Origin of the sequence: Roseateles sp. SL47 (assembly GCF_026625885.1) — a bacterium.
Taxonomy (GTDB): Bacteria; Pseudomonadota; Gammaproteobacteria; order Burkholderiales; family Burkholderiaceae_C; genus Roseateles.
This window is the reverse complement of the sequence record NZ_CP113068.1, coordinates 4,149,729-4,162,012: the sequence shown is the minus strand read 5'-3', so window position 1 is coordinate 4,162,012 and position 12,284 is coordinate 4,149,729. Positions and strand designations below refer to the sequence as shown.

Annotated in this window: 11 protein-coding genes; 4 read left to right on the top strand and 7 right to left on the bottom strand. The window is 66.2% G+C overall.

Annotated features, from left to right (window positions below):
* From OU995_RS18245 to OU995_RS18230, 4 genes are all read right to left on the bottom strand, one after another.
* Entirely contained in the window at positions 1-1,284 is a 1,284-nt protein-coding gene (locus OU995_RS18245; RefSeq protein ID WP_267831438.1) for an efflux RND transporter periplasmic adaptor subunit, read from the bottom strand.
* Positions 1,285-1,295: 11 nt separating this feature from the next.
* Positions 1,296-2,594, bottom strand: a complete 1,299-nt coding sequence (locus OU995_RS18240) for a TolC family protein (RefSeq protein WP_267831437.1) — start codon at positions 2,592-2,594, stop codon at positions 1,296-1,298.
* Between the two features lie 288 nt (positions 2,595-2,882).
* On the bottom strand, positions 2,883-3,227 hold the full coding sequence (czcI, locus tag OU995_RS18235) for a cation efflux protein, CzcI family (RefSeq protein ID WP_267831436.1): 345 nt from the start codon (positions 3,225-3,227) through the stop codon (positions 2,883-2,885).
* A 50-nt stretch (positions 3,228-3,277) separates the two neighbouring features.
* The gene (locus OU995_RS18230; RefSeq protein ID WP_267831435.1) at positions 3,278-4,411 is read right to left on the bottom strand and encodes a hypothetical protein; all 1,134 of its coding nucleotides are present in this window, start codon (positions 4,409-4,411) and stop codon (positions 3,278-3,280) included.
* Positions 4,412-4,866: 455 nt separating this feature from the next.
* Between OU995_RS18230 and OU995_RS18225 the strand changes: the two genes are divergently transcribed.
* Positions 4,867-6,225: a lactonase family protein gene (locus OU995_RS18225; protein WP_267831434.1), complete on the top strand. Its 1,359-nt coding sequence runs from the start codon at positions 4,867-4,869 to the stop codon at positions 6,223-6,225.
* A gap of 73 nt (positions 6,226-6,298) precedes the next feature.
* Here OU995_RS18225 and OU995_RS18220 read toward each other — a convergent pair whose 3' ends face one another.
* Positions 6,299-7,657, bottom strand: coding sequence for a type II toxin-antitoxin system HipA family toxin (locus OU995_RS18220; RefSeq protein ID WP_267831433.1), 1,359 nt, complete (start codon positions 7,655-7,657; stop codon positions 6,299-6,301).
* A complete protein-coding gene (locus OU995_RS18215; protein ID WP_267831432.1) occupies positions 7,654-7,968 on the bottom strand; it encodes a helix-turn-helix domain-containing protein in 315 nt (104 codons plus the stop codon). The genes OU995_RS18220 and OU995_RS18215 overlap by 4 nt, the downstream gene beginning before the upstream one ends.
* Before the next feature lie 268 nt (positions 7,969-8,236).
* Between OU995_RS18215 and OU995_RS18210 the strand changes: the two genes are divergently transcribed.
* Both OU995_RS18210 and OU995_RS18205 read left to right on the top strand, forming a co-directional pair.
* A complete protein-coding gene (locus OU995_RS18210) occupies positions 8,237-8,989 on the top strand; it encodes a YoaK family protein (protein WP_267831431.1) in 753 nt (250 codons plus the stop codon).
* Positions 8,990-9,156: 167 nt separating this feature from the next.
* Positions 9,157-9,939, top strand: a complete 783-nt coding sequence (locus tag OU995_RS18205) for a hypothetical protein (protein WP_267831430.1) — start codon at positions 9,157-9,159, stop codon at positions 9,937-9,939.
* A gap of 140 nt (positions 9,940-10,079) precedes the next feature.
* Here the strand turns inward: OU995_RS18205 and OU995_RS18200 are convergent, their stop codons facing one another.
* On the bottom strand, positions 10,080-11,201 hold the full coding sequence (locus OU995_RS18200) for a YeiH family protein (RefSeq protein WP_267831429.1): 1,122 nt from the start codon (positions 11,199-11,201) through the stop codon (positions 10,080-10,082).
* Positions 11,202-11,362: 161 nt separating this feature from the next.
* On the opposite strand from OU995_RS18200, the gene OU995_RS18195 reads away from it, so the two are divergent.
* Positions 11,363-12,283, top strand: a complete 921-nt coding sequence (locus OU995_RS18195; RefSeq protein WP_267831428.1) for a LysR family transcriptional regulator — start codon at positions 11,363-11,365, stop codon at positions 12,281-12,283.
* Position 12,284: the final 1 nt, after the last annotated feature.

Sequence of the window (12,284 nt, the reverse complement as noted above, 5' to 3'; positions counted from 1 at the left end):
TCAGTGCGCATGGCCGGCCTCCCCCTTGCCCAGTTCGGACTTCAGCACAAACGCATTGGCCACGGCCACCGGGTCGCCGGACTTGAGCCCGGACAGCACTTCCGTGCGGCGGCCGTCGGACCGGCCCAGGCGGACCGGCACGAGGTCGAAGCCTTCGGGCGTGGCGCGGAACACCACGGTGTCCTGATTGAGGGTCTGGACGGCCTCCGCAGCCACGGTGAGCGGGGCCTCCGTCTCCGGGCCCAGCACACTGACCGTCACAAACAGCCCGGGTCGCCAGGCGCCTTGTGGATTGGTCAGGGTGACGCGGGCCTTGGCGGTGCGGGTCTGCTCGCCCAGCAATGCGCCCACATAAGAGACGCTCCCCTCCACGCGGCTCTGGGAGGCGGTCGACGTCACGATCACCCGTTGACCCACCCGCACGGCTTCCAGGTCCTTGGGGGCCACATTGAACTCGGCCCAGATGGTGCGCAGGTCCGAAAGGGTGAAGATGCTGCTGTCCTCTTTCACCGCTTCGCCCAGGGCGATGTGCTTCTCCACCAGCGTGCCGTCAAACGGCGCGCGCACTTCAAAGCGGTTCAAGGCGCCCTTCCCTGCACCCGCAGCGCCCACGGCGGCGAGCTTCTGGCGTGCGTTCTGCACCGCAATGTCGGCTTCCTGCCAGGCGGTGCGCGCCTGTTGCAGGTCCTGCTCGGCAGAGATGCGGTCGGCCCAGAGCTTCTTCTCGCGTTCATAGGTGGCGCGGGCCGACTCAAGCCGGCGCTCGGCCGTCAGCAACTCGCTGCGCTGTTCTGACAGCGCGGTGCTGGTGATGACCGCCAGAACCTGGCCCTGGCGCACCTGCTGGCCGAGCACGGCAGGCACCTGCTCCACCACACCCCCCAACCTGGGCACGACGTGGGCGGTGCGGTCCTCGTTGAACCGGAGTTCGCCTTGGAAGGCCACCGCGCTCTGGAGCCGGCCGGGGCCGGCGGGCTGGACCGTGATGCCGGCGGTGGCGATCTGGCTGGCGCTCAGATGCACGGACCGCGCGGACGCTGCGGCATCCGCGTGAGCATGGTCCTCAGCATGGCCCCCTTCTTTTCCATGCTGGTGGGAGGCTTCCTGCGCGGGCGCTGCCGTCGATGCCCCAGGGCGCGCCGGAGCGGGCCTGGTGTCATGCCCGTGGCCGTCATGGTCCGCATGTGCCGCAGACCGGTCCTTCATCAAGGCCGCGCCACCGGCAAGCAGACCGGCCAGGAGGATGACGGCCATGGCCGCCTTCTGTTTTTGAGTGATTGCCATGAATTGCTTTCTCAACGTCCGACGATGCGGTCGATGACGGCCGCCGCCTGCCAGGCAGCAGCCAGTGTGGAGAGATAACGGGTGCGTGCCTGAAGCAGCGTTCGCTGGGCATCCAGCACTTCCAGGAAGCCGAACTTGCCGGCTTCAAAGCCTTTGCCGGCCACGTCATGGGCCTGTTGCGCAGCGGGCAGCACCAGGTCCTTCAAGGTCTGCAGGGAAGCGGCGCCCACGGCCAGACGGTTGGACGCCTCCTGCAGTTCCGCCAGCAATTCCAGCCGGCTGGCCCGCAGGTCGTCGGCGGCCTTGTCGGCCTGACGGTTGGCTTCGGTGATGCCGCCCTGGTTGCGGTCAAACAGCGGGAGCGGCACGGAAAGGCCCACCACGGCCTGGGTGCGTCCAAGGTCGTTGTCCCGTTTGGCGCCAATGCTCAGCGTCATGTCCGGCACGGCCTGGCTCCGTGCCATGTCAACCAGCGCCCGTCGCCGTTGAAGCTCGGCCTGGTGCAGTTGCAGCGCCGGCCCCACCTCCATCCGGCTCACGAGCTCGGCAAATGCCGGGCGTTGAGGCGCGGTGGTGTCGGCCTCCACCGTGGAGAAGGACGGCTGGTCCTCCCCCAGAAGCGTGGCCAGCCGATGGCGGGTACTGCGCTCCTCGGCTTGCGCTTCGGACAGCTCCAGCAGCGCCTGGGCACGGTCGACGCCGGCCCGGCTGGCTTCGACCGGCGACACCTTGCCGGCGGTGACGCGCCGCTGCACCGCCTCCAAGGCCCGTGCGGACAGTTCCGCCGCCGCAGTCGCCAGACCGGTCCGCTCCTGCGCCACGAGGACGTTGAAGAAGGCGGACACCACCTGCGCCTGCAACTGCGCACGCGCTTGGGCCGCCGAGGCAACAGCCACCGCGCGGGCCTGCTCGGCTGCGGACAGCCGCGCAGAGCGTTTACCCCCCAGTTCCAACGGGATGTCCAGGGTGGTGGTGGTGGTGCGGGTGGATGCCCGGGTGTCTTCCACCGTGGCACTGAGGGTGGGGTTGCGCCAAAGGCCCGCCTGCTGGAGCGCCCCCTCCGAGGCGCTGACCTCTTTCTGGGCGGCAGCCAGGGCTGGGCTGTGGGAGATGGCCCGGTCGAGGGCTTGATCCAGAGTGAGGCTGGAGTAAGGGCCGGGGTATTGACTGGGGTATTGACTGCGGTGGTGGCTGGGGTGCTGTTCGGAGTGCTGTTCAGGTTGGGGACTGGTGGGGGGCGTCTGGGCGAGCACGGGCGCGGCCGCTTGCACGGCAAGCGCCATCAGCCCGGCGGAAAGCAGTGTTCTCATCGAATCTCACAGGTCGTACCGGGATTCGGCGGGACGGGCCTTGCACAAGGACAAGCGCGTCTCGCCGGGGAAAGACCTCGTCAGAACGGTGTGTCGGAATGATGCAAAGGCCCCATGAGGTTTGCATCCCCCCATCCGGCAACGGCGTCCAACGAAGGACGTCCGGCAACAGCTGCCTGAAACAAAGCGGCCGGAAGAACAGAGGTCGACAGGAGATTCCGAGGAGGTCCCTGGGGCCCGCAGTTCACCTCGTCGCCGCTGCAGATGCAGGACGGTGAAGCGTGGGGCCTAGGCGAAACGCGGCCACTGAGGCCGGTCGGGGGTACGGGTGGGCGCAGACGAAGGCGCCGGAGAGACGTCGGCCGTGAGGGACGACAAGGACAGGATGGGGGTCAGCGCGAGGCTTTGCGCCCTCAGCGGCGGCACACTGGCGTGGCAGGCATGGCAGTCACTGTCGACCATGCTCTTGCCCGCCACGGCCTGGCCGGCGTCGTCGGCATGCACATGCTGGTGGTGCCCGAAGTGACGGGCGGCGCGGGCATCGGTCTCATGCTGGCAATAATTGCCCACCGCCGCCCAGCTCAGCTGGAGCGGCAGGAAGACAAGCAGCAGCAAGGTGATCCAGCGACGCATGGGCCGGATTCTAGGGCAGTTGAAGTCTGGCGGGTTGAGCCGGCCGCCGTCTACCTGCGTGACATCCCCTCCGGGCCACGCAGCGCGTCGACCATGGCGCGCACGGCGAGCATCTGCGGGGCATGCTTGGTGGTCTGCAGCGAGGTGGACGGGAACACCTGGGTGTAGCCCCAGAAATCCCAGCAGCCGCGAGGGTTGTAGCGGTAACCCACCAGTGGATTGCCAGTGTCCAGCGGAAGCACCTGCGGATACAGCACCACCAGACGGCTGCCCGCCGCCCAGCGGTTGTAGCCAGCGTTGGTGACGAAGCTGCTGCCAACTGGTGTCCCCTCCGGGGTGAGGCTGTCACGGGACTGGCGGCAGCCGTGGAAGACCACATGGACGGCGCAGGCTGACGCTGACGCTGGGGCTGATGACGACACGCCCGACGTGCTCAATGTTCCCGATGACCCGGATGACCCGGATGAAGGCGGGCGGCAGGCGTTGGGGATGTAGACATAACCGGTTTCCGACAGCCCGGTGTAGGGAAGCCCTTGCAGATACGGACGCTGGTCAAACTCGCGCAGTTCGCCATCGCTGGCCGTGCCCAGTGTGGTGCGCCCTGGGTAGAGCCAGGTCAGCAGTTCCCCGGCGGCATCCAGTTGGCAGTCGGTCAGGTAGGGAGGCTCGGACAGGCCGCAGGCCACGGCGGACGGCACATCCACCACGGGCAGGCCGTGGCCCGCGCCGGGTTTGTCGATGCTTTTGATCTGCGCGGCACTGACGTGCATGTGGTCCTTGTAGAACAGCCCCACGGCCTGCACATTGCCGGGCGGCACGGTGTGGTCCTTCTGGCCACGGAACAGCCACACGCGCTGCTTCTTCAACTGGTCCAAAGGGTCGATGAGGTCGATCGAGGCCCTTCCGCTCGCTCGCAATGCGCTCTGGGTGGCCAGGACCGAGGGGGTGGTCGGCAAACAGACGTCCGTCACGCAGGAACAATTGGTGGTGGCCAGGTCAATCCGCCCCTGGGCGCAATCCCATGGGCCACCGGCGACCACGCCCACGCCGGTCACGTCCCGGGAGAAGGCCACGGCATATTGCGCGGCCATGAAGGCGCCGGAGGACAGGCCGGAGACGGTGAGGCCCGATTCCAGTGGCAGTGCCGGCAAGGGCTGTGCGGCGTGGCCCGGGGTGGCAGTCAAAACGGTGAACAGGGTGAATAGAGGCAGTGCCAGCGCAGCAAAAGAATGGGGCGTCGGCGTTGCAGCCAGCGCCCTTGCCTCGAAGGTCCCGTTCGCAGGAGCCTGTGGGGCCGAAGTCCGATGAGGGGTTCGGGACCACAAAGATTGCAGCGGCATGTGGAGCTCCTGGAGGTGGCGGCGGTGGCGGCGGTGGCCCGGAGGGGTGGTGAGCGACGGGACCGTCATGGGTGGATGGGCATCTCCCATGGGTCCTTGCACTGTAGTGAACGGTTCGATGGCGCCGCATCCCAAGAAGTAGGGAATGAAGATCGAAGTCATCCGGAAACGCTACGGCAACACACACGACACACCCACTGACACAATGTAAATCCCACTGAAATGACACCCCAGTTAAGCGGATCCAGCAGGTGTGTGCTGGCTAGACTCCGACCCATTCTTCTTCCGGTTTCTGCCTCATGCCCACTGCCATCCGCTCTGCCTCCGCTTCTTGTGCTTCCCGCCGTGCGCCTTTGGGGCGGTCGGCAACCACTGCCGCCAAGGCCGTCAAGGCGCTGACAGCCATCGCCGCCGCAGCCGCCCTGAGCGCTTGTGGCGGTGGCGATGATGGGGCCTATACGGTGAGCGGGTCGGTCAGCGGCCTCACCACCAGCGGTCTGGTGCTCTCCAATGGCAGCGAAACCATCAGCGTGGCCGCCAATGCCTCCAGCTTTGCCTTCACCACCACGGTGAGCGGCAGCTACACGGTCACCATCAGCTCCCAGCCGGTGGGCCAGACCTGCTCGCTGAGCAATGCCAGCGGCACGGCCAGCAGCAACATCACCAACGTGGTGGCCACCTGCCGCAACTACCTGGCCCTGAGTGCCAATGCTTCCAGCGCCAACGTCACCGCCTTCACCGTGGCCAGCACCGGCGCACTGACCAGCAGCGCCACCACCAGCACCGGCAGCCTGCAGCCCGCCGGCCTGGCGGTCACCTCAGACGGCAAGTACGCCTTTGCGTCCTATCGCGAGAACGGCACGGTGAGCGCCTTCAGCGTCTCCAGCACCGGCGCCCTCACGTCCCTGGGCACCGGCTCGGCCGTGGCGGACAGCCGGGGTATTGCAGTGAGCCCAGGCAACAGCACGGTCTACGTGGCCAACTATTCGGACAAGTCAGTGTCGCAGTTCGCCATCAACAGCAATGGCACCTTGTCGGCACTGAGCACGCCCAAGGTCAGCACCGGCAGCACACCGATGGCGGTGGTGGTGACGCCCAACGGCAGCTTTGCCTACGTGAGCAACCAGGGCGACAACACCCTCTCCCAGTTCTCGGTCGGCTCCAGCGGCGCCCTCACCGCGCTGAGCACGGCCACGGTGAGCACCGGCAGCGGCACCCAACCGCAGGCCCTGGCGGTGAGCCCGGACAGCAAATATCTCTACGTCACGCTCAAGGGCACCGGCAAGGTGGCTCAGTACACCATCGGCAGCACCGGGGCGTTGACGGCGTCTTCACCGGCCAGCGTGAGTGCCGGCACGTCGCCCTCGGCCATCGCCCTGACACCGGCTGGCAACTGCGCTTATGTGGCCAACACCGGGGATGCAACGCTGTCTCAGTACATCATCACCAGCGGCCTGATGACGCCGCTGTCCGCCGCCACCATCGGCGCGGGTGCCAATGTGAGTGCAGTGGCCGTGTCCCCGGACGGTACCCACGTCTATGCCACCAACGGCGGCGAAGGCACCCTCACCGCCTACACCGTCGGATCGGCCTGCGCCCTCACCTTCCTGTCCACCGTGACCACGGGCACCACGCCCACGGCCCTGGTGGTGCGCTGAGCGGCGAGGTTCCCGTTCTGACCGCACTGTGATCGGGTCCTGTCGGCGGCGTCGCATCGCCGCCGGCGGCCCGTCAGGGCGTGAACAGGGCCAGCCGGGCCAGCAGACGTTGCTTCATCTTGTTGGTGATGTCTGCGTCGCGAATCAAGGCGGGCCAGGCGTCAAACGCCCGTTGTGCGCAGCGGCGCAGGGTGGCCCAGGCCGGCTTCTCGGGCAGACCCAGACGGGCGCAGAAGTCACGCACCACCACCGGGCTCAACGCGGCCTTGGGGTCGACGTCGTTTTTCGAGCTGCCCCCCGCCGCCGCCGCTCTGGCTGGCATCAAGCGCAGCGCGCGGCCTTTGATGCCGATGGGATAGGCGGCATAGGCCACCAGGTCATACGCGGGTGGAAGGTCCGGCGCCTGCGGATCGGTGTAGCGAATCCCGATGTTTTTCAGATGCATGTCGGGGTTGCCCATCAGGTCGCTCACCAGGATCCGCCGCAGCAGTTCATGCACGGCCGCTTCGCCCAGGCTGGGGGTGGCCATCATCACGGCGGCAATCGTGAGGTAGTCCTGGCTGTACTTGTCTTCCGGCTGCACACCGAGGATCTGGGCAAAGTCCTCGCAGTGGATCCGCCGTGTGGGCGTGGCGGCATCGCGGTCGTAGCGGTAGACCGCGAGGAAGCGGGTACGTGAATTCACGTCGCCCAGGTCGTAGTGATGCTCTTCCGCCAGCAGAGCCAGTGGCGCCAGTTCGGCTTCCACCACCTGCACACCGGCCGCGTTGGCCATGCGCAGGGACAGGTCCTCCAGTTCCGGCAGTGACGGGAATTCGGCCACTGGCAGCTTGGCAATCACATGCCGGGCGCCGGTGTCATCGGCCAGCTTGGTGCGGGCCACAAATCGACCGCCCTGGTCCCGCAGCACTGCGAGCTTGGCCTGCACACCGGAGACGGAAATGGCGTCGTCCATCGGCGCGGCCACCACTGACATTTCCAGCGCATCATTGTTCTGAGTGATCAGCCGTTCCAACTGGCTGCGGTCCAGTTCGGCCGGCATGGCGTGGACGTCGCCGGGCAAGTCCTTGCCGGTGGCGGCGAGCAGTTCAAAGTGGTCGTCAGGGCTGCAGCCACGCATGTCGGCGATACGGCTGCGAAGCGGCCCTTCCGGCAGAAGGTTTTGGAAGAAGGCCGGCAGCAGCCAGCCGCGTTGCGGGTCCTTGGAGAGCGTGCCGTTCAGGGGCGCTGCCGCAGTGGCTTTCCAGAAGGCGGCCTGCGCCTGCGGATCACCCGCTCGAAAGGACAGCGACAGGATGGGTTGCCGTGGGTCGCTCAGGAAATCGTCATCCGCCACAAAGCGATGCACCGTGTGGTCATGCGAGAGCGGATATTGGAAGAGCACCCCCAGGCGCCGCTGGCCCAGGTAGATGGTGAGGCCCTTGACGTTCATGGCTCCTGCCCTTGTCCACCCGGCCCCGCGGCACGCTTGCGGGCCAGGTCGACCACGGTTTCCACCACCGGGGGGGTGGCATCGCTGCTCTGCAAGCCCCTTGCGGCGCCTTTGGGCAACAACAAGAGTTCCAGCCCGAGCCGGTCGGCCAAGGCCAGCAAGGTGCTGAGCTTGAAGTCGGAGGTGCCGCCCATGACGTTGCTAAAGGTCTGCCGGGACAATCCCGCCGCCTCGCGCAGGGACTGGCCGGTGCGACCGCTCTGCTTCAGCACACGCCGAAGCTCAGCAGAGACTTCTGGGATGGTGTTCATACCTTCTATAGTAGAACAACTTTCGCGAATTCTACTTTGATAGGCATTTTCTCCTGCTCAATTGTCTATTAAACAAGAACATCACAGTTTTATTCTGCTTTATTAGGCACCCCTCCCTCTCCACACCTCCATCCAGTTTCGCTTCTCCCCATGCATGCAACAGCACTGTGGGAATCTGGATGCACACGAAGCGTCCGTCGTGGGCCACGCAGCGCGCTATGCTCAACACTCCCTTGGTTCTGCCCTGCTGCTGTCGGCCTGAGTTCCCATGCCCGTTGCCTTTGCCCGCCAACTGACCGGCCCCGATCGCACCCAACGGGCGGATCGACACCTGGGCCTGCTGCTGGCGGCCGTGGCTGGGGCACTGAATGCGGGCGGGTTTCTGGCGGTGCGGCAATACACCTCGCATGTCACCGGAGCGGTCTCGTCAGTGGCGGACAACCTGGTGCTGGGGGAATGGGCCCTGGTGGTCGATGCCATCGCGGGTGTGCTTGCCTTTGTGCTGGGGGCGATGACCTGCGCTTTGCTCGTCAACTTCGCGCGGCGTGCGCGCCTGCGCAGTGAATTCGCCATCGCGCTCCTGCTGGAAGCGGTGCTGATCCTGGTGTTCGGTCTGCTGGGCGCGCGGCTGGCCCATAACGAAGCCTTGTTCATTCCCCTCACCGTGGCCCTGCTCTGCTACATCATGGGGCTGCAGAACGCCGTCATCACCAAGGTGTCCAACGCGGTGATCCGCACCACCCACATGACGGGCATCGTGACCGACATGGGCATCGAATTGGGCAAGCTGGTCTACATCAACCGTGGGGAAGCGGAAATGGCGCCCGTGCGTGCCAACCGCGACCGGCTCGCGATGCTGGCCGGCCTGCTTTGCTGCTTCCTCGTCGGTGGGCTGTTGGGCGCCTATGGCTTCCAGCGTCTAGGCTATATCTCCACAGTGCCCATGGCGGTGGTGCTGGCGACCCTGGCCCTGGTGCCGGTGGTCGACGATGTCAAATCCCGCTGGGGTGCATCGCACTGACTCCGCCTGCGGTCCCACTGACCGCCATGTGGCCCTTATCCAGTTCCCCCCCGACCTCCCTGCTGACGCCGCAGGCGTCTACGGACGTCTCCACTCGGCGGGGCTCTGAGCCGGCTGAAGCGACGTCTCACGCATCGGCGTTTTCATCGCCCGGCAGCGCCGCGCAAGTGATTTCCGCAGCATGCCATCGGCTTCAGCATGCGCCTCACCTGGCCCACGACGAACGCGAAGCCGCCAGGCGCCTGCTCATCGAGCTGGGCCAATCCGGACATGTGCAGATTCCGGAAGGTGATCGGCAACGCCGCCAGGCCGTGGCCGGTGTGCAGTGGGCCATGGAGGCATGTCTGGAAGGCCCGGAAGTCATCATCACGCCGGAGCGCGCCACGCCGTTTCGCACACACGGCGACGCCACACGGCTGGAAGCGCAGCAAGTGCGTGAGCGGGCGCTGCTGGAGCGACTCCGCCGCGGAGACCCCTTGCATCTGGTGTTCTGCCGCGATGGGGTCGGTACACCCGCGCAGGATGCGGCCTACCGTCACGACATCCTCTTCCCGGCGAGGCAAGCCAGCGAGCCGCTGCACGAGCATCTGCTGTCGCTCGATCAGCAGCACTTCCCGGCACCGATGAGTGGCGCCCTGATCGTGGCCTCCAACGCTGGTGAACCCATCGGCTTTGCGATTCGTGCCGCGCAGATCAACAAGGCCAGCACTGCCCATGCGCTGACCTTGTGGTGGGGCCCTGTTCGCACCGATCCGTCGGCGGCGAGTTCACTGCGGGCGGCAACGCCTCATGGCGGGCCGCAGCCTCATGCTGATGGCGAGCGCATTGCGCTGGAAAGCATCATGGCGCAATGGTCCGACTTCCTGCAATGCCACTTGGGAATGTCGCTGGACGAGTTGCTGCGTTCAGGTTCAGGGCCTACGACCGAGACTGAGCCGAGACTGAGATAAGCGCAAACATTGGGGCAAACACAAGGGCCAACATGGCAGCAAACACAGAGAACGGAGGCCATCTGAGACGGTGATTGCCCAGGTTCAGGCCAGGGTCCGGCCGGTCAGTGGAGTGCGACGCCTTGGCGACTCGATCACGGTCACATGAACAGCCAGCTCGTCATCCGGCTGATGGCGGCCCCGCCCACCACCAGCCACACAAAGAGCAGCAGTGCCAGCCACAGGGGCCTGGGGCCGGACCGCCGGACAGCGCTGAGCTGAGTGCCCAAGCCCAGACCGGCCATCGCCATGGCCAGCAGCAGGTCGTCCAGCCGGGAGAGGTCACCAGCGGCCGCAGCAGGAACCGGCAGCCACGAATGCAGCAGCACGACACCCATGAAGGCAAAGGCAAACCAGGGCACGTTGATGCCAAACGACTTCGGCGAAGCACCCTGCACCGCCCCCACGGAAGCCCCCAAAGAAGCCGCCTTGCGGTCTCGCCGAGACAGGACCACACCCAGCGCCAGCAGCACCGGCGCCAACATCATCACCCGCACCATCTTCGCCATCACCGCCGCATCAGTTGCCTCCGGACTCATGCCACGGCCGGCCACCACCACCTGCGCCACCTCATGGATCGTGGCACCCGTGTAGAGCCCAAATCCGTGGGCGCCCCCCGGTATCCATTGCAGCGACTGATTCAGGGCAAACATCCACGGATACAGAAACATCGCCAGTGTTCCAAACACCACCACCGTGGCAATGGCGGGCGCCACCTGATGGTCACGCGCCTGGACCGCCGGTGCCGTTGCCATCACTGCTGCTGCGCCGCAGATGGCACTTCCCGCACTGATCAGCAGCGCCTGCTCTCGATCCAGCTTCAACCACCGCCGGCCGGCCCAAGCGCCCAGCATCAGCGTGGACGCCACCACCAAGGCATCGGTCGTCACGCCGGCCAGCCCCATCTGCCCAATATCCTGCACCGTGAGCTTCAGCCCATACAACACGATGCCCAAGCGCAGCAGCGTCTGCCGAGTGAATTGCACCCCTGGTTCGGCCGCAGCGGCCAGCGACGGATACACACTGTGGCCCGCCAGCATGCCCAGCACGATGGACAAGGTCAGCGCACTCAGCCCATGCGCCTGCAGCCAGGGAAGGCGGGCCAGGCTCAGCGCCAGGCTGGCCAGCACCAGACACACCACCAGCCCGGGCCCCAGACGCCTGAGCGCCTCCCGGAACTGCAGAAAACGAGGCCACGCGGGGGCACTGACAGAAGACGACATGGAAACACCCGAGACTGTCGAGGCCGCTACCACTGGGCCACGCACGGAGCGGACTGTAGGGATCCGTCATCTGCCGGTCCAACAGGTTGTTTATGTAATATCGATCTACCCAATCGTTATAAGAATCGATAATGGGGTGGTCCCCATCGCCCGAGCACGCCATGGACGTCCTCCGCCTCACACTCCGTCAGCTCCAGATCTTCGTGGCAGTGGCCAACAGCGGCAGCACCACAGCCGCCAGCGAGGCCATTGCCTTGTCGCAATCCGCCACCAGCTCGGCCGTGAACGAACTGGAGCGGATGTTGTCGCTGCGTCTCTTCGACCGCTCGGGCAAGCGGCTGCTGCTCAATGACAACGGCCGGGCGCTGCTGCCCCGCGCCCTGGCGATGCTGGACGCTGCCACCGGCATCGAGCAGATGGCCTGCGAGGCGGGTGACCAGTTGCAGTCGCTGCGCATCGGCGCCAGCACCACGCTGGGCAACTATGTCCTGCCAGAGCTGCTGGCCCGATTTCTGGAAGCGCAGCCTCCACGTCAGGCCAAGGCCTGGCGGTCCCGGGTGGTGATTGGCAATACCGCCGCCATCTGCGATGCGGTCGCCGCTTTCGACCTGGATGTGGGCCTGATTGAAGGGCCGAGCCACCAGTCAGTGCTGGCGGTCACGCCCTGGCTCAAGGATGAAATGGTGGTGGTGGTGGCCTCATCCAGCGCACTGGCGCAGCGCTGCCTCGCCGGTGAACGCATCCCGTTGCGGGATCTGCGGGAGGAAGTCTGGCTGCTGCGGGAACCCGGGTCCGGCACCCGGGAGTCGACCGATCAGGCCTTGTTGCCGCATCTGAGCAGCTACCGACGCTGCATCGAGCTGGGCAGCTCCGAGGCCATCAAGCATGCCGCTGCAGCGGGCCTCGGCGTGGCCTGCCTGTCGACCTGGGCGGTGCAGGAGGCGCTGGACGCCGGTCGCCTCTGCCGTTTAAACACCCCCCTGCCCCGCCTGCTGCGCCAGTGCCATCTGGTGGTGCATCGAGAGAAGCAATCCACGGCCGCGCTGCAGGCATGGGTGGCTCATTTGCTGGAAGCGTTCTGAC